Origin of the sequence: Dokdonella sp. (assembly GCF_036518555.1) — a bacterium.
Lineage (GTDB): Bacteria > Pseudomonadota > Gammaproteobacteria > Xanthomonadales > Rhodanobacteraceae > Dokdonella_A.
On the sequence record NZ_DATDMY010000057.1, the window covers coordinates 11290 to 28482 of the forward strand.

At 67.8% G+C, this 17193-nt stretch carries 17 protein-coding genes; 9 read left to right on the plus strand and 8 right to left on the minus strand.

Translation table 11 applies throughout. The annotated features are described in order from the left end of the window. Window position 1 precedes the first annotated feature (1 nt). Genes VI238_RS03390 through VI238_RS03400 form a run of 3 tightly spaced genes read left to right on the plus strand, consistent with a single transcriptional unit; the run spans window position 2 to window position 3464 of the window. A complete protein-coding gene (locus VI238_RS03390; RefSeq protein ID WP_331648452.1) occupies window positions 2-1114 on the plus strand; it encodes an NAD-dependent epimerase/dehydratase family protein in 1113 nt (370 codons plus the stop codon). Further along, the gene (gene wecB / locus VI238_RS03395; RefSeq protein ID WP_331648453.1) at window positions 1111-2241 is read left to right on the plus strand and encodes a non-hydrolyzing UDP-N-acetylglucosamine 2-epimerase; all 1131 of its coding nucleotides are present in this window, start codon (window positions 1111-1113) and stop codon (window positions 2239-2241) included. The genes VI238_RS03390 and wecB overlap by 4 nt, the downstream gene beginning before the upstream one ends. Further along, window positions 2241-3464, plus strand: coding sequence for a glycosyltransferase family 4 protein (locus VI238_RS03400; protein ID WP_331648455.1), 1224 nt, complete (start codon window positions 2241-2243; stop codon window positions 3462-3464). Before wecB ends, VI238_RS03400 begins: the two co-directional genes overlap by 1 nt. A gap of 102 nt (window positions 3465-3566) precedes the next feature. On the opposite strand, the gene VI238_RS03405 is transcribed toward VI238_RS03400, so the two are convergent. From VI238_RS03405 to VI238_RS03425, 5 genes are all read right to left on the minus strand, one after another. Further along, complete coding sequence (locus VI238_RS03405) at window positions 3567-4130, minus strand: BLUF domain-containing protein (RefSeq protein WP_331648457.1); 564 nt, start codon at window positions 4128-4130, stop codon at window positions 3567-3569. A gap of 180 nt (window positions 4131-4310) precedes the next feature. Next, window positions 4311-4676: a hypothetical protein gene (locus VI238_RS03410; RefSeq protein WP_331648459.1), complete on the minus strand. Its 366-nt coding sequence runs from the start codon at window positions 4674-4676 to the stop codon at window positions 4311-4313. Further along, window positions 4677-6269, minus strand: coding sequence for a hypothetical protein (locus VI238_RS03415; RefSeq protein ID WP_331648461.1), 1593 nt, complete (start codon window positions 6267-6269; stop codon window positions 4677-4679). Window positions 6270-6339: 70 nt separating this feature from the next. Continuing rightward, window positions 6340-9276 (minus strand): protein kinase domain-containing protein, encoded by a 2937-nt coding sequence (locus tag VI238_RS03420; protein ID WP_331648463.1) that lies wholly within the window; start codon window positions 9274-9276, stop codon window positions 6340-6342. Continuing rightward, a complete protein-coding gene (locus VI238_RS03425; RefSeq protein ID WP_331648465.1) occupies window positions 9276-9971 on the minus strand; it encodes an ECF-type sigma factor in 696 nt (231 codons plus the stop codon). Before VI238_RS03425 ends, VI238_RS03420 begins: the two co-directional genes overlap by 1 nt. A 346-nt stretch (window positions 9972-10317) precedes the next feature. On the opposite strand from VI238_RS03425, the gene VI238_RS03430 reads away from it, so the two are divergent. The 3 genes from VI238_RS03430 (at window position 10318) to VI238_RS03440 (ending at window position 13160) form a co-directional block, all read left to right on the plus strand. After that, complete coding sequence (locus tag VI238_RS03430; RefSeq protein WP_331648467.1) at window positions 10318-11328, plus strand: alpha/beta hydrolase; 1011 nt, start codon at window positions 10318-10320, stop codon at window positions 11326-11328. Window positions 11329-11465: 137 nt separating this feature from the next. Further along, window positions 11466-12479: a cation diffusion facilitator family transporter gene (locus tag VI238_RS03435; RefSeq protein ID WP_331648468.1), complete on the plus strand. Its 1014-nt coding sequence runs from the start codon at window positions 11466-11468 to the stop codon at window positions 12477-12479. A gap of 87 nt (window positions 12480-12566) precedes the next feature. After that, window positions 12567-13160 carry a low affinity iron permease family protein gene (locus VI238_RS03440; protein ID WP_331648470.1) on the plus strand — a complete coding sequence of 198 codons (594 nt, stop codon included), beginning with the start codon at window positions 12567-12569 and terminating at the stop codon, window positions 13158-13160. A gap of 28 nt (window positions 13161-13188) precedes the next feature. On the opposite strand, the gene VI238_RS03445 is transcribed toward VI238_RS03440, so the two are convergent. Further along, window positions 13189-13779, minus strand: coding sequence for a uracil-DNA glycosylase family protein (locus VI238_RS03445; protein ID WP_331648472.1), 591 nt, complete (start codon window positions 13777-13779; stop codon window positions 13189-13191). A gap of 122 nt (window positions 13780-13901) precedes the next feature. Between VI238_RS03445 and VI238_RS03450 the strand changes: the two genes are divergently transcribed. Both VI238_RS03450 and VI238_RS03455 read left to right on the plus strand, forming a co-directional pair. Continuing rightward, window positions 13902-14114 carry a DUF2945 domain-containing protein gene (locus tag VI238_RS03450; RefSeq protein WP_331648474.1) on the plus strand — a complete coding sequence of 71 codons (213 nt, stop codon included), beginning with the start codon at window positions 13902-13904 and terminating at the stop codon, window positions 14112-14114. A gap of 9 nt (window positions 14115-14123) precedes the next feature. Beyond that, window positions 14124-14666 (plus strand): DUF488 domain-containing protein, encoded by a 543-nt coding sequence (locus VI238_RS03455; RefSeq protein ID WP_331648476.1) that lies wholly within the window; start codon window positions 14124-14126, stop codon window positions 14664-14666. A 64-nt stretch (window positions 14667-14730) separates the two neighbouring features. On the opposite strand, the gene tadA is transcribed toward VI238_RS03455, so the two are convergent. Together tadA and VI238_RS03465 are read right to left on the minus strand one after the other, a co-directional pair. Further along, the gene (gene tadA / locus VI238_RS03460) at window positions 14731-15264 is read right to left on the minus strand and encodes a tRNA adenosine(34) deaminase TadA (RefSeq protein ID WP_331648480.1); all 534 of its coding nucleotides are present in this window, start codon (window positions 15262-15264) and stop codon (window positions 14731-14733) included. A gap of 117 nt (window positions 15265-15381) precedes the next feature. Beyond that, window positions 15382-16302 (minus strand): LysR family transcriptional regulator, encoded by a 921-nt coding sequence (locus tag VI238_RS03465; RefSeq protein WP_331648482.1) that lies wholly within the window; start codon window positions 16300-16302, stop codon window positions 15382-15384. A gap of 75 nt (window positions 16303-16377) precedes the next feature. On the opposite strand from VI238_RS03465, the gene VI238_RS03470 reads away from it, so the two are divergent. Continuing rightward, window positions 16378-17193 (plus strand): proton-conducting transporter membrane subunit (locus tag VI238_RS03470; RefSeq protein ID WP_331648478.1); only part of this gene is annotated, 816 nt, incomplete at its 3' end.

The following is a 17193-nucleotide window of genomic DNA, read 5'->3' on the forward strand; positions in this document are numbered from 1 at the left end:
GATGAATCTCCTCCTCACGGGTGCCGCAGGATTCATCGGCCGCAACCTCGCGATCGCGGCAACCGGTTCGGCCGGCCACCGGGTCGTCGACGTGACCCGGTCCACGACCCATGCCGAACTCGCGAGCGCCGTCGCCGCCGCCGACGCGGTCATCCATCTCGCGGGAGTGAACCGGCCCGGGCATCCGCGCGAGTTCGACGAGGTCAACGCCGGCTTCACCGCCGTGGTATGCGACGCACTGCGGGCCGACGGACGCGCACTGCCGATCGCGTTCGCGTCCTCGATCCAGGCTGAGCTCGACAACCCGTACGGCGCGAGCAAGCGCGCCGCCGAGCAGCGCCTTGTGCGACATGCCGCAGAGACGGGCGCGCCGGTCGCGATCTTCCGCCTGCCGAACGTGTTCGGCAAATGGTGCCCGGTGCACCGACACTCGGTCGTCGCGACGTTCTGCCACGACATCGCGCGCGGCATCCCGATCGAGGTCCACGATGGGTCGGCCGGCTTGAAGCTGATCCATGTCGACGATGTCGTCGAGCACCTGCTCGACGCGGTGCTGCGGCCGCGTCCGGGTGCGACGTTCCGCGAGGCAGGGCCCGTCCATCGCACGACCGTCGGCGAGCTCGCACGACAGATCGAGGCGTTCGAGCACGAACGCTGCACGCTCGCGGTCGATCGCGTCGGCCATGGATGGCTGCGCGCGCTGTACGCGACGTACGTGAGCTATCTACCGACGGCCTCGTTCGCCTATCCGGTCGCCGTGCACGCCGATGCACGCGGTGCATTCGTCGAGATGCTGAAAACACCCGATTCCGGCCAGGTCTCGTTCTTCACCGCGCACCCCGGCGTCACGCGCGGCGGCCACTATCACCATGCGAAGGTCGAGAAGTTCCTCGTCGTACGCGGACGCGCGCGCTTCCGCTACCGCCATCTGCTCACCGGGCAGACGCACGAGATCGATACCGACGCAGCCACGCCGACGATCGTCGATTCGATCCCCGGTTGGGCGCACGACGTCACGAACACGGGCGAGGGCGAACTGATCGTCATGGTGTGGGCGAACGAAGTCTTCGACCGCTCGCGGCCCGATACGTTTTCCGCAGGGACGGGCACATGAAGAAGCTCAAGGTCGCCACCATCGTCGGCACGAGGCCGGAGATCATCCGCCTGTCGCGCGTCATCGCGAAGCTCGATGCGCACTGCGATCACGTGCTGATCCACACCGGGCAGAACCACGACTACGAGCTCAGCGGCGTGTTCTTCGACGAGCTCGGCATCCGCAGCCCCGACCACGTCCTCGAGGCGGCGGGGTCGACGTCCGCGCAGACGATCGGCAACGTCATCGCATCGGTCGATCGCGTGCTCGAAACCGTCGCACCCGAGGCGGTGCTCGTGCTCGGCGACACGAACAGTTGCCTCGCGGTCCTGCCCGCGAAGCGGCGGCGCATCCCGACGTTCCACATGGAAGCGGGCAACCGCTGCTTCGACCAGCGCGTGCCCGAGGAAATCAACCGTCGCATCGTCGACCACGTCGCCGACGTGAACCTCACCTACAGCGACATCGCGCGCGAGTACCTGCTGCGCGAGGGCCTGCCTCCGGACCTCGTGATCAAGACGGGCAGCCCGATGCGCGAGGTGCTCGAGCACCATCGCGAGCGCATCGACGCGTCCGACGTGCTCGAGCGGATGCAGCTCGTCGAGGGTGGCTACTTCGTCGTCAGCGCGCATCGCGAGGAGAACATCGAGCCCGAGACGAGCTTCCGCCGGCTCGTCGAGGTACTCGACATGCTCGCCGGCACGCATGGGCTGCCGGTCGTCGTGTCCGTGCATCCTCGCACGCGCAAGCGCATCGACGCGGCCGGCATCGCATTGCATCCGGCCGTGCGCCTGTCGAAGCCGCTCGGCTTCTGCGACTACGTGAAGCTCCAGATGCACTCGATGGCGGTGCTCTCCGACAGCGGGACGATCACCGAAGAGGCGTCGATCCTGAACTTCCGCGCGCTCAACATCCGCGAGGCGCACGAGCGACCCGAGGGCATGGAGGAGGGCACGGTCATGATGGTCGGCCTCGACGCCGGGCGCGTGGGGCAGGCGCTCGCGGTCCTCGCGACCCAGCCGACCGGCGCGGACCGCCTGATACGACCCGTGGCCGACTACGCCGCGACGAACGTGTCGGACAAGATCGTTCGGATCGTGCACAGCTATACCGACTACGTGAATCGCGTCGTCTGGAAAATGACCTGATGCGGCTGCTCGTCGTCGTCGACACCTACGTGCCGGCGCGCATCTCGGGCGCGTTGCAGATGCGCGACCTCGCGCGCGAGCTCGTCGCGCAAGGGCACGAGCCGACCGTGATCGTGCCTTCGGCGGACCTGCGTGCAGCGTACGCGATCGAGCGCGTCGACGGCGTCGAAGTGCTGCGCGTGCGCACCGCGCCGACCAAGGACGTCGGCTTGCTGCGGCGCGGGCTCGCCGAATGCATGCTTCCGTTCGCGCTGCGGCGGGGCCTGGCGAAGAGCCCGCTGGCGCAGGTGCGCTGGGACGGCGTCATCTGGTACTCGCCGACGATCTTCCTCGCCGCCGCCGTGCACGCGGTCAAGCGTCGCTGCAGCTGTCGCGCGTACCTGATCCTGCGCGACCTCTTTCCCGACTGGGCGCTCGACACGGGCGTGATGCGCAAGGGCCTGGCCTATCGGTTCTTCAAGCGCGTGGAGCGGTACCAGTACTCGGTCGCCGACGTCATCGGCGTGCAGACGGCCGCGAACCTGCCTCGCGTCGCGCCGGATGTGGTTGCCGGCGCGCGCATCGAGGTGCTCGACAACTGGCTGTCCGAGCCCGAGCGCGCCGCTACCGCGTTCGATCGCGAGGCCGGACCGCTCGCGGGGCGAACGGTCTTCGCCTACACGGGCAACATGGGCGCCGCCCAGGGCATGGACGGCCTGCTCGACCTGGCCACGCGCATGCAGTCGCGGCGCGACGTCGGCTTCCTGTTCGTCGGCCGTGGCAGCGACATGGCGCGACTCGCGGACACCGTCGACTCGAGGCGGCTCGACAACGTGCTTTTCCTCGGCGAAGTCGATGCGGCGGAGATCCCGTCGATCCTCGCGCAGTGCCACGTCGGCCTCATCGCGCTCGATCCACGCCACACCACGCACAACATCCCGGGCAAGCTGCTGACGTACCTGCGCGCAGGGCTGCCCGTGCTCGCGCGCATCAACCCCGGCAACGACCTCGAAGCGCTCATCGATACCGCGGGCATCGGCCGCGTCTGCGTCGGCGACGCGTGGGAGCGGCGGCTGGTGCAGTTCGCCGAGGAGCTCGCATCCGATGCGGCGCTGCGCGAAGCCATGGGGCACCGCGCCCGAGCGCTCGCGCGGGACCGCTTTTCGACCGCGCGCGCTGCGGCGCAGGTGGTGCGCGGGTTGCGCGATGAAACCGTCGCTCAGCGTCGATACGGCACGTCGTAGGATGCGCCGGCGTCCGATCAGCGCGCCAGCCAGCGGGACGGTTCGGCGGGGGAGCGATGCGCTCGCCGGACGGGCACCGACCGTCTGCCTGCCTACTGCGCGTCAGCGCAGCAACGCGACGAGCAGCGCCGCAACCGCGACCGCGAGCGCGGCCACGCTCAAGCCGAGGCTGAGGTGCACGCGCGCATCGCTTGCGCCCGCAGCGGTGGACGACGGCTCGCCCGGGGCCACCGGCACGTCCGGGGTGCTGCGCAGCAGCTCGAGCATGCCGGCCACGACCGGCTCGTCGAACGAGTACGGGTTGAATTCCCGTCGTCCGAACCGCGCCATCAGCGCCTTCACCTCGCCCGCAATCGATCCGTACTTCATCGCCCAGCCCGTGAAGGCTGGCGCCGAGATCGCCTGGCGCACGAGCACCTGCACGTCCTTGTGGCGCGGGTCCGAGGCGATGCGCGAGTACACCGTGTCGACCGCCGCGACTTCGCCCTCGAGGCACTGGAAGAAGTAGCCGTCGGCGCAATAGAGCGCACCGACCACGTTGTCGCGCGGATTGTTGCGCCGCGACTGCATGAGGATGCGAGCGATCTCGCGTTCGACGCCGGTTCCCTCACGCCCGGTCGCGAACGTGGCCCGGCTTGCGTAGACGAGCCGCACATAATTAGGCATATCCCCTCGCTTCATGTGGTCGTGGCCGTACATCGTGCCATGCCTCGGACTCGACGTCAGCATGCGCGCGGGACGCGCGCCGAGCGAAGCGCCAGGCGCACGCGCTGCGCGGCTACAGCGCGATCTCGAGCGTCTTCGAACCGTCTCCTTCGCGAATAAGCGTTCGGGTGCGCCGGGACGTCAACGACTGCAGAGACGAACGCGGCGCCGTCGCACGGCAGCGCCGGCAAGATGGATGGCAACGAACAATGCGGGTGCCATGAAGCTGACATCGAGCGCGAAACATGCCCCTAGATCGACGAGGAACGGCGAGGCCTCGCTGAAGTTCACCTCGGATACGACGCCATCCGCCGCCCGAAGTTCGCAGATGACGTCGGCCGGAACATCCGCATTGCCTGATCGGAAGCGCATACGAACGAAAACCAGCTCTTGAACCTCTGCGTAGGCGGCGCACGCAGGATCGACGACGGCGCCCTTGACGATCGCGCCGATGATGAGCGCGACGCCGAGGGCGGATATTGCCGGGATGATGGTCGATCGCCGCACTCAATTGAAGCCGTCGCGGAATATCGTGTCGGCGGGCACATACCAGGGCGGATCACCGCCGTTCAGTACACGCAGCTTGGCGACGAACGTGTCGAGATGGCCATCGGCGTTGGTGCGAAATTCGCCGACCACGTACAGATTGGTGTCGGAGCTGAGCGAGATTCCGCTCTGGACGACACCGCTCCACGCGATCACGTGTGCCGACGGCGATCCGTCGTAATCCGGCACGGCATACCGCACCCAGCCCTCGTTGCCGAATGCAGGTTGTGGCTGGTACGCGTTGAGCAGGCTTTGGCCATTGCTGACGCCGACGGCGATGCTGTTCCAGTCGCTCGCGCAATCGTTCGCGGCGGCGCAGTCGCGACCCGCGCCGATCACCATGAGATCGAGCGCGCCGTCCAGGCGCATTCCGTCGAAGACGCCGACGACGCTGTCGATCGCCGCGCCGACGGGATAGAACCACAGCGGAGTCATCGTGTTTGCCGAGGACGTCGCTATGAGAGGAACGCGGCGCACGCCCGTTCCAACGGTGCCATTCTCCGCATCGCCAAAGAGCAGGAAGTGGCCCGCCTGCGCCTCGCTGCGGATCTGCCAGAAGTCGCTTTGCCGCTGCCGCCAGTAGCCGCCCGGAACGCTCAGGTCGTAGGCATCGTCGTAGACGTAGCCGTTGGCGAGGTCGCGATAGTTCTGCACGCCGAACCGGGCGATGTCTGCATCATTGCGCGGGTCGGTATTGCCAACGAACAGGACGTGCGCGCCGACGTCGGAGACCGCGGCATGCACGTCGCCGTCGGCGACGTCGCCCATGGTCCAGCCCGCGCTGCGCAGGCTGTCGAGGCGACCGCCTGCGCTCGTGCACGGCGTTCCCGGTCGCGCCGGCGAATAGGTGCCGCCGTTGAACTCGGCCATTGCGACGTCGCGCCGGTTGAAACTGCCATCGTTGTCGTACACGGCGATGTCGCCCACGAGAACGATGCCGCCCTCGGCCGTCAGGATGAGTTTCTGAGCGCGGCTCTCGCGAAAGTAGAAGTCGCATGGGTTGTCGCCGACCACGGCGTTGTTGCTGCTCAGATCGACCCAGCGCTGATTCGGCGATTCGTCGCCGCCGATGTTCTTTGGTTGGCCATCAGCGGTAAACGCCTCGATGAAGAAGTCCTTGCTGTCCCCGTCGGACCCGATGTAATCGTCGGCATAGCCAATCACGATGTCGCCGTTCGGCATCGTCACCATGCCGCCGTAACTACTGACGTTCGACCGCGCCGAGAATGCGACGCCGTTCGCGCCGAACGTGGGATCGATCTGTCCATTCATGCTGAGCCGCGTGATCTGCACATAGCGGCCGGCGGGCCCGGCGATGAGGATCCACTTTGGCCCGAAAGCGCCGCCGCCGAGATCGCCGCGCACGATGCGGATCGTGCGGCCTGAATCGTCGGTGGTCGTGCCCAGTCGGTCATCATAGTAGAGCCGCGCGAAACCGTTGCTGCCGAAGCTCGGATCGATCGAGCCGGGCGGCAGCGGAGTAGCCGCTGCCGAGCCGGCGAGCAGTGCGAGAGCGACGGTTGAGACGATGGGTGAATGACGTGTGATCTGCATGATGGTGTCCTCCATGGACACCCCTCACGCAGTACAAGGCAAAACCCTGACAACGACGCTGCGCGTTGCCTCAGCGGGCAATCGGTAGAGGGTCGTGCAGGCTTGCGCGCCATGGCGGGGCGAGCTTGGCAATGAACGGAGCGATGTCCCGTCGCAGCGACGTCGCCTGTTCGCCATGGCCCATGGCCGTCAGTGCGGCGGCGCGCACGACCTGTACTTCGAGCACGCGCGGATCGCTCGGCGGATGCGGCGGCGAGCGAACGGCCAGTGCTTCATCCAGCAAGATCATGGCTGCCTCGGCCTGTCCCAGCGCGAGCTTCGCCCGACCGAGCGCATGCAGCGACGCCCCGAGGCGGAAGTTGCGCGGCTGGAATGAACGCCGCGCCAGAGCGAGTGCCTCCTCGGCGATCGACTCCGCTCTCGCGGCATCGCCAGCTTCGAGCTCGGCAAGGCTCCATTGCGCAAGGACATTGGCAAGTACCGGGTTGGACTTCGCTTCATCCGCTCCCGCGACGGAGCGTAGCGCTTGCGCTGCCGCGCGAAGTTCGACGAGGGCCTCGGCATGGCGCCCTTGCGCCCGCAGCAGGTTGCCCAGGCGTGCGCGCGTGTCGTTGAGCCATTGCGATGTCGCAAGCTCGTGTGCGCTCGTGATCGCATACGACTCGCGCATGGCCGCCTCGGCTTCGTCGTAGCGACCCTGCAATTGCAAGGTGTACCCCAAGTGCAGCAGCGCATCGGCGCTGTCGCTGCCGCTGCGCGAACCGTTCGCCTGAATCGAGAGGGCAAGCGACTCGCGGAAGGAGGCCTCCGCTTCGTCGAAACGCCCCAGTTCGCGGTAATCGGCGGCGAGAAACTTCGCGTGGCTACTGAGTTGCCCCGGATTGGAACTTGCGAGCGCGGCGCGTTCGGTCTCCAGCAGCGCGCTACGCTCGCGCACCGCCTCATCGAACCGCCCGGCCAACTCCGCTACGCGGATCAGGTTCGAGCGGGTAGTCCACGTCTGGATGTTTTGGGCGCCATACAGGCGCGTGGCGAGCTCGACGCACTCGCGCAAGGTCGGCTCCGCGGCGACGAGGTCCTGCTCGTGAAGCTGCGCGATGCCGAGCCGACTCAAGGCATCGAGCAGGCGCGTATCGGATTGCGTCGGCAGTGCTCGCAGGATGCCGACGGCCTGCGTGATCGCGGCGATGCCTTCCTTGCCGCGTGCGCTGTTCTCAAGGATCTTGCCGTGCAGGATGAGATCGTCTGCCACCGCGCTCGACGCTTCGCCGGCCAGCGCACGATCCTCATCGAGCAACTGGAGCAACAACGGCTCGGCGCGCTGGTAGTCCTGGCTGCCGACGAGGATCGCCACTTCCGTGCGGCGGGCGTCAACCAACTCGCCGCGAGCGGCGTCGCCCGCGGCGTCCGCCAAGGCGCGCGCGTTCTGCACGTGCTGCAGGGCATCGGGAAATGCACGCAGTTCGTTCTGTACCCGCGCCATGACGATGTGGCTGCGTGCTTTCACAGCCCGCGGAACTGCGGGGCCGAGTGCCATCGCCTGAGCGGCGAGGGCCTTCGCGCGCTCGTAGTCGCCGATGTCCCAGTACAGGCCGGCAACGAGGTTCAGCATCTCGGCCTGAGAGGTAGGGGTGTCCGACAGCTGCGCGGCTTGCCGTTCGCCGCGCTCGAGCAGTTGGTGCGCGGTGAAGGGGGCACCGTTGTTCTCGTCGGGCGTCGCCTGTGCGAATACACCGACGAGGAATTCCCGGGTAGCGCGCGCGCGCGTCGCCTGCTCGCGAGCGACTGTGGCCTGGCGCAGGCTGAATGCCGCGGCGACGACCGAGATGACGACAACGAGCGACGCGGCCGCGAGCGCATATCGGTGGCGCTGCGCGAACTTGTACGCGCGATACGCGGCGCTATCCCGGCGCGCGACGATCGGCCTGCGATCGAGGTACCGCCGCACGTCCTCGGCGAGTGCATCAACGCTCGCGTAGCGCCGCTCGGGCTCGCTCTGCAGGGCACGCAGCGTAATGATGTCGAGGTCTCCGCGCAGGACGCGCGCGGGAATCGGCGCTTCGGCGCCGATCGCGGCCGCACATGCACTCGGCGCCGTGCGAGCGTAGCGGCGTTCGAGGTCCTGGCCGGTACCCATGGCCGCTTTGAACGGCGCGTGCACCTGCGCATCGGTGAGCAATTCGTGGAGCAGGTTGCCGAGTGCGTAGACGTCAGCAGCGGTGCCCACCGCACCGCCGCGGCGCTGCTCGGGCGCCGCGTACATCGGCGTGAACGCGGCCGCCTGTGTCGCCGTACGATTACCGCCGCCGCCATCGAGGAGCTTGGCGACGCCGAAATCGAGCAGTTTCACCGTACCATCGCGCGTCACGCGCACGTTGCTCGGCTTGATGTCGCTATGGACGATCAGCTGGCGATGCGCGTATGCGACCGCAGCGCAAACCTCGAGGAACAGGCGCAGGCGTTGGCGCAACCCGGGTGCATTGGTGCGCACATGATCGTCGAGGCCGAGGCCGTCAACGTAATCCATGACCAGAAAGGGGCGTCCATCCATGCTCATCCCGCCGTCGAGCAGGCGCGCGATGGCAGGGTGGTCCAGCTGGGCAAGCAGCCGGCGTTCGCGCAGGAAGCGCGCGATGATCGGCTCGGAATCCATGCCGCGTTTGATCAGCTTCAATGCGCCGCGTTGGATGAACCCATCGCCGTCGCGTTCGGCCAGATAGACCACGCCCATGCCGCCGCGACCGACTTCGCGCAGCACACGCCACGCGCCGAACGTGTGTCCGGCGCCGTCAAACGCGTCTTCTTCCTGCGCCAGCGTATCGCGTTGATGGCGCGCTTCCGCTTCGAATGAGTCGCCGTGCTCATCGGCACGCAGCAGTGCTTCGACCTCGGCCTGCAGCTGCGGATCGCTACAGAGTTCGTGCAGGCGCTGCCATCGTTGCGCGACCGGCAAAGCGACGACAGCGTCGAACAGATCACCGACTTGCTGAAAGCGCCGCGCATCCACTATTGCGGATTCTCAGCCGTACCGAGATGGCTGATCAGGAAAGCACGCGCCTTGCGCCAGTCGCGAAATGCCGTCCGCTCGGCAACCGCGAGCACGTTTGCGACTTCGGGCATGCTCATGCCCGCGAAAACGTGCAGCTCGACCAGCCGTGCTAGCCGAACATCGAGGCCTTCCAGTTCGGTCAAGGCCCGCTCTACCGCGACGAGGTCGAACGGCGCATCGCTTGCAGTTGCGTTGATGCCGCTCAGCGTGACGTGCGGCACGTCGTTGCCGCGCTTGTCGGATAGTCGCCGACGCGCGCGGTCCACGAGGATCTGGCGCATCGCGCGCGATGCGAGTGCACGTAAGTAAGAGGGGTCCTTGTCACGTGCTTCGTCGCGCACGCGAATCTTCAGGAATACCTCATGCACCAATGCCGTGGTGTCGAGTGTTTCCGAGCGGTGTGCGCGGCGCCGAGCGCGGCGTGCCAGCTGCTTGAGTTCGTCGTACGCGAGTGCGAACAGATCCGCCTGCCGAGACGCGTCCAATGACCGCCCGGCCGTTTCCCGCGTGTCCGGCGACTCCTGGCTTGTTCGCGACACCGAATGCTCCCCGGGCTGCTCGCATGTCCCTTCAGCATTGAAGAGCCGCTCTATCTTCGCATGCCTGAGCTGGATGGGATGACGCCGAATGACCGAGGTGATGGTGCGAGGCATCCGCAAACGTGTGAATCAGCGATGCAGGGCGGGACCGCCGATGAGGTAGGGCTTGCGCGTGACGTACTCAGCAGCAGTGACGTGAACGATATGGCCGCTGGTTGGCGTGGCACCCAGATCCCCAGATGGTGCGCAATGCATATTATGTAAAATACAGAATGGACTCCGGGATTCGCCTCGGTGCTGGCGTCTGTTGAGGTCGAACGCGACGAGCGAACGCTTTGATCCGCGTGGCGCAGTGACGTCGAGTCGCTTCACGGAACGAGTGCGGCACGCGACCGCCGGACGCCCGGGTCCGCCGCGTGCTACGTTGCGCCAGCTGCCGCTGGCGCCTCCGAGGCTACGCATGGGCAAGGTCAAGAGATTCCTCGTCTCGGTCGCCGCCTTGATCGCCGCATTGGCGATCGCCGCCGCGTACGCGACGCCGTGGCCGAGCGTCCTCGTCATTCGCTACATTTTCGACCGGGGCGCCGAGCAGGCCGCGACAGCGCTCGCGCCAAGGGTGCCGGCGGACGTCGTCGTCGACGGCGACCTCGCGTACGACCCGGCGGACGTCGACGCGCGGTTCGACATCTATCGCGGTGCGAATGCCCTGCCAGACGGACCGGTGGTCGTGTGGTTCCATGGCGGTGGATTCGTTTCCGGGCGTCGTCAGGATGTCGGCAACTACCTCAAGATCCTCGCCGGGCGGGGATTCACGGTCGTCAACGTCGACTACACCACCGCGCCCGAGGCGACGTATCCGACGCCCGTCCGGCAGGCGAACGCGGCCCTCGCCTACCTCGCCGCGAACCGCGAGCGGCTGCGCATCGACCCGGACCGACTGGTGCTCGCGGGCGACAGCGCGGGCGCGCAGATCGCCGCGCAGCCGGCCGCGCTCATCACCAATCCGTCGTATGCGAAGTTGCTCGGTATCCGTCCCGGCGTGTCGGCCGGACAGCTTTCAGGCGTTCTGCTCCATTGCGGCGTGTACGACGTCACGCACATGGGCGAACGCGGCGGCGTGCTCGGCTGGTTCGTGCATTCGACCGGTTGGGCTTACAGCGGTGCGCGCAGCTGGCGCAAGACAGGGGCGTTGGATTCGATGGCGCTCGCACCACACCTGACGCCGGCTTACCCGCCCGCGTTCGTCAGCGCAGGCAACGCGGATCCGCTAGGGCCGCAATCGGTCGCCCTGGCGCAGGCATTGGCACAGCTCGGCATCGCGGTGACGGAGCATTTCTTTCCGGCCGGCTACACGCCGCCCCTCGGCCATGAATATCAGTTCGACCTCGGCACGGATGCGGGTGAGGGCGCGCTCGGCCGGTCCGTCGAATGGTTGAAGTCGCTGCCACTGCGGCGCCCGTCCCTGCCCTGACGGCCGCGGGCGTCGCTGCAAGTCGAAGCGAGTCGATGCGCCGTCGTGCGCATCGCAATGCACGACGCCGACCGCGCGTCGCGGAACGTTCAGCGTCGCGCTGGCTACATACCGCGGATGTCCGGATCGAGGTCCGCATGAACTCTGACGGCGGCGAGACGAAGGCAAGGCTGCGGCGCAGGCGCGTCGTCCTGCTCGCGCTCGGCGGCAACTTCGCGATCGCGATCGCGAAGTTCGTCGCGGCGGCCATGACGGGCAGCTCCGCGATGGTCAGCGAGGGCGTGCATTCGCTCGTCGATACGAGCAACGAGCTGCTGCTCCTGTACGGGCTGCACCGCGCGTCGCGGCCTGCGGATACGGCGCATCCGTTCGGCTACGGTCGCGAGCTCTACTTCTGGAGTTTCATCGTCGCGCTACTGATCTTCGCGCTCGGCGCCGGCGTTTCCTTGTATGAAGGCGTATTGCACCTGCGCCATCCGGAACCGCTGCGCGACATCGCGGTGAACTACGCGGTTCTCGGCCTCTCGTGCGTGTTCGAGGGCATCTCCTGGCATGCGTCGTGGCGCGAGCTGCGCCGGGCGCATCCGACCGGCAGCGTGCTCGCTGCGATCCGGCGCAGCAAGGATCCGGGCACGTTCACGGTGTTCCTCGAAGACAGCGTCGCGCTCGCGGGTCTCGTCGTGGCGGCGGTCGGCATCGGCGTGGCGCATGCGATCGATCGACCCGAAGCGGATGCGCTCGCTTCGATCCTCATTGCGGTTCTGCTCGGCCTCGCCTCGATCTTCCTCGCGCGCGAGACGAAGGCGCTGCTGATCGGCGAGCCTGCGCATCCGCACCTGCGCGATTCGCTGTTGCGCATCGCGGCCGCGGACGAGGCGATCGCGCATGCCAACGGCGTGTACACGGCCCAGCTCGGACCGGACCGCGTGCTCGCGGCGCTGAGCGCCGAGTTCCGCGACGAATTGCTCGCGGACGACATCGAGCGCTGCGTTCGTCGACTCGAACGCGAGATCCGCGACGCCCATCCGGATGTCGTCGCGCTGTTCGTCAAGCCGCAGCCTAAGGCGGTGTGGCGCCAGCGCCTGGAGGGTCTCGAAGGCGCCCCGTCGGCGCTCCCTGCTCCGACGACGCCGAATGCAGGCCGAAACTGACGACGGCGTGAGCGCGACGCGTTCGGGTTCACGGTCCGTTGGGTCGCGCGCCCGATGATGGCGCCCTTCCCTCGAGGAGAGACACCGATGAAGGCTGCATCGCCTGAGCGCAAATCCGGTTCCGACGACGCGCCGCCGTGCCTCGAAGCCGATGCGGGAGGCAAGAGCGATCGCTTCCGGAGCCGGTCCATCCTGCCGGTGCGCCTGCGCGGTCGCCGCTCGGTGTTCGATCGATTCGCCGGACGCATCACGCAATGGGTCGGGTCGCCGTGGGCGTTCCTCCTCGCGATGGTCGCAGTCGTGGTATGGGCCGCGACCGGCCCGCTCTATCACTTCTCCGAAACCTGGCAGATCGTGATCAACACCGGCACGACGATCGTCACGTTCCTCATGGTGTTCATCATCCAGCAATCCCAGAACAAGGACAGCCTCGCGATCCACATCAAGCTCAACGAGTTGCTCGCCGCGCACGAACTCGCGAGCAATCGCGTCGTCGCAGTGGAGGATCTCGACGAGGGCGAACTCGAGGTACTGCGCCGGTTCTACTGCGAACTCTCGCGCCGCGCGGCGACGAACGGCGGCGTCAAGGAGAGCCACTCGCTCGACGAGGCGCGTGAGCTCGCGGTGCGCAAGCGCGACATCCGCGCGCGTCGCTCGGGTGCGGCCGAAGCCGCCGCATGAACGCCGCCGTCGCGGTGCGATCGGGTTTTCACACGAGCGCACGCACGCGTGCGCGCAGCTCGGGCACGACCTCGGCATCGAACCAGGGCTGATGCTTGAACCACGGCTGGTTGCGTGGCGACGGATGCGGCAACGGCACCACGCCCGGCGCGTACGTGCGCCACGCGCGCACGGTGTCGGTCAGCGACGCCCTGCGTGCGGGGCCGAGCATCCGCCGCTGCGCATGCTGGCCGACGAGCAAGGTCAAACGGATCGCGGGCAGGTGCGCGAGCACCCGGTCGAGCCAGAGCGGTGCGCATTCGGGGCGCGGCGGGCGGTCGCCGCCCGTGCCGCGGCCGGGATAGCAGAATCCGATCGGGACGATCGCGAACCGCGTGGCGTCGTGGAATGTCGTCGCATCGACGCCGAGCCATTCCCGCAGGCGCACACCGCTCGCGTCGTCCCACGGCACGCCGCTCGCATGGACGCGCGCGCCCGGCGCCTGGCCGACGACGAGGATGCGCGCGTCCGCGTGTGCCTGCAGCACCGGCCGCGGGCCGAGCGGCAGCTGCGCCTCGCACGCGCGGCACGCACGGATGCGCGTGAGCAGCGCGTCGAGCGGATCGGCAGCATGGTTCATCGCGACCGCCGGGTCGTGCGACGGGTGACGGCGTCGACGCCGGCGCGATGCGGTGCGTTCACGGGCATCGGGCTATGGTAGCGTCGATGGCGGCTCCCGGGTCGCCGTGCGCGGAGGGCGTCATGAAGAAGACGTTCAAGGTCGGCGACCACGTGCGCTGGAACTCCGAATCCGGTCACGTCGCCGGCACGATCATCGCGGTGCACGTGCGCGACTTCGACTACAAGGGCCATCGCCACCATGCGAGCGTGGACGATCCGCAGTACGAGATCCGCAGCGATCGCACGAATCACGTCGCCGCGCACAGGGGCCGCGTGCTCGAGCACGTGCGCTGACGTCGCCACGTGAATCGCCCATTCTTCACGATCGGTCATTCCAACCGCAGCCTCGATCGATTCATCGAACTGCTGCGGGAATCGGATATCGGGCGCGTCGTCGACGTGCGCCGGATGCCGGGCTCGAAGGCCCATTCGCAGTTCGACCAGGATGCGCTGTCGGCCTCGCTCGACGGTGCCGGCATCGCGTATGAGCACGTCGCCGCGCTCGGCGGCCGGCGCGGCAAGGCCGACGTGCCGCCGCAGGTCAACGCATACTGGACGAATCGCAGCTTCCACAACTACGCCGACTACGCGCTCACCGCTCCGTTCCGGGCAGCGCTCGTGCACTTGCTCGATGCGGGCCACGCGAGCCGCTGCGCGGTCATGTGCTCCGAAGCCGTGTGGTGGCGCTGCCATCGGCGCATCGTCGCCGACCACCTGCTCGCGGCGGGCGAGTCGGTCGTGCACATCCTGGGCGCGGGCCGCGTCGAACCCGCTCGTCTCACGCCCGGCGCCGAGATCCGCACGGATGGTGCGGTCGTGTATCCGGCCAGCGACGCGGGCGCATGAAGCGTCGTTCGCGCGCGACGGCGCGTGGACTCCCGCCCTGCCGGCCTGCGCGGCGAATGGGCGATCACCGCCGCGAGCGGAAGAAGCGCGTCAGCATCGCCGACGCGTCGGCGGCGAGCACGCCGCCGGTCACCGTGGTGCGATGGTTGTGGCGATCGCTGACGAGCGTGTCGAACACGCTGCCGGCCGCGCCCGTCTTCGGATCGGTCGCGCCGTACACGACGCGCGCGACGCGCGCATGGATGATCGCGCCGGCGCACATCACGCACGGCTCGAGCGTGACGTACAGGGTCGAACCCGGGAAGCGGTAGTTGCCGAGCCGCTTTCCGGCATCGCGCAGCGCCTGCACTTCCGCATGCGCGGTCGGATCGTCGAGCGTGATGTTGCGGTTCCAGCCTTCGCCGACGATCGTGCCGTCGAGCACGAGCACGGCGCCGACCGGCACCTCGCCGTCGTGCTCCTCGGCATGGCGCGCGAGTTCGAGCGCGCGCCGCATCCAGGCAGCGTCGACATTTGTCTGTGCGTCGGGGGCAGGCGCGTCGCATGACGCCGCCGGAGTGCCCGTGCCCGTTCGGCCGTGGTCATCCGCGCTCTCGATGCGCGTTCGCTTTCGCACTTGGAACTCTCCTCCTCCCATACGCGACAAGACCGCGCGCGTCGCCGAACCACCGGCTCACAGCCGATTCCAGACGCGGCGTCGCAGGTCTTGCCGAACCTAAGGGTTTTCCAACGCTTCTTCGGGGTGCAACAGCAGTCTCACGAGTGGATTGGGGAAACGCCGGGCCATCGTCACCGCGTACACGGTTTCCGAAATCCCCGGCAGTTGATCGCCGGCAACCAGCACGCCCCCCGCGATCTCGTCCTTGACCACGATCGGCGGGAGTACGGCGAGGCCGATGTCCTCGCGCGCCAACAGCCTCATCATCGCCATGTCCTCGACTTCCGCGACGATCTGCGGGTGGACGCCGAGGCGGTCCGCCAGCGCATTGAAACCGATCCGCACGCTGCTGTCCGTCGTCGGCAGGATTATCGGATGTTTCGCCAGGCGGTCCGAGAGGCTCGTGGTCTCGCGCAGGCGATCGGGCGTGCCGACCAGACTCACCGGCAACTCGGCCAGGCGATGCGTGACGAGGGAAGGCACGGCATCTCCGGCGGGCGCCTGGTTGAGAAGGACGACGTCGAGATTGAGTGCGGCCAGCGCGCGCAACAGCTCTCCAGCGCTGCCTGAGCGAAGGATCAGGTCGATGTCCGTCCGGCCGAGCACCGGATGCAGGAACTCCATCTGGAAATTGCGCGAGAGCGTGGCCAGCGAGCCAACCCGCAGCGCCTGCCGCACCGCGCCGGATTGACGCAACGTGCCCAGCAGTTCCTCGCCGGCGGCGAAGATCGCATCGGCGTGGTCGAGCACGATCTGCCCGGCTTCGGTCAGATGCAGCTGTCGTCCGCGGCGTTCGAACAGCGAATGGCCGAGCCGCTCCTCGAGCTTGCGGATCTGCACCGAGAGCGCGGACTGGGTGAGGTTCAGCCGCGCCGCCGTTCGCGTCAGATGGCCGTCGTGCGCGACAGCCCAGAAGTAGCGCAGGTGATTGTAATTGAGGGAGGTCATGACGTTCGATAATAGCGAACGATCCAGCATAAACAATGAATTTTTCTATCGCTGGCGGGACTGATATTCAAGGCGCCCCGACCCAACCGATCGCGGTGAACCTCCTTGTCGCCCTACCTGCTTCCCCTGTGCGGGCCGCTCCTGCTCGTCGTCGCCGCCCTCTTCGCCTGCCTCCCCGGCGGACGCCGTTCCACCGTGCCCGCCATCGCGGAAGGCTCCGCCATCGGCGCGCTCTTGGTCGCCCTCGCATCGCTCGCGCTGCTGGTCGCGCGCGGCGCCGGCGACAGCCCGTTGCTCGGTGGGCACGGCATCGGGCTCTCCGTGCGGCTCGACACCGTGAGCTCGACCATGCTGCTCCTGGTTTCCTTCGTCGGCTGGATCGTCGTGCGGTACGCGCGAACGTATGTCCACGGCGAGCCGCGCTACGGTGCGTTCCTCGGCGGTCTCTGCGCGACGCTCGCGTCGGTCCTGTTGCTCGTGCAGGCAGGCAATCTCGTGCAGCTGGTCGGCGCCTGGATCGCCACCAGCGTCGCGCTGCGTCGATTGCTCCTGTTCTATCCGCAGCGCCGCGCGGCACAACGCGCTGCACGCAAGAAGCGGCTGTTCTCGGCCATCGGTGCGGCGGCGTTGATCGTCGCGGCGATTCTCCTCGCGACGGCGTTCGGCACGACCGACGTCGGCGCGATCGACGCCCTCGCCCGGACCCGGAGCGCATCGTGGCTGGAAGTGGCCGCGGCAAGCCTGTTCGCGGTCGCTGCCGTGCTGAAGTCGGCCCAGTTTCCGACGCATGGCTGGCTCACCGAGGTCATGGAGGCGCCGACGCCGGTATCGGCGCTGCTGCACGCCGGCGTGATCAATGCCGGCGGTTTCCTGCTCGTTCGTTTCGCCGACGTGATGCTGCTCGCGCCGGGCGTGCTCGCC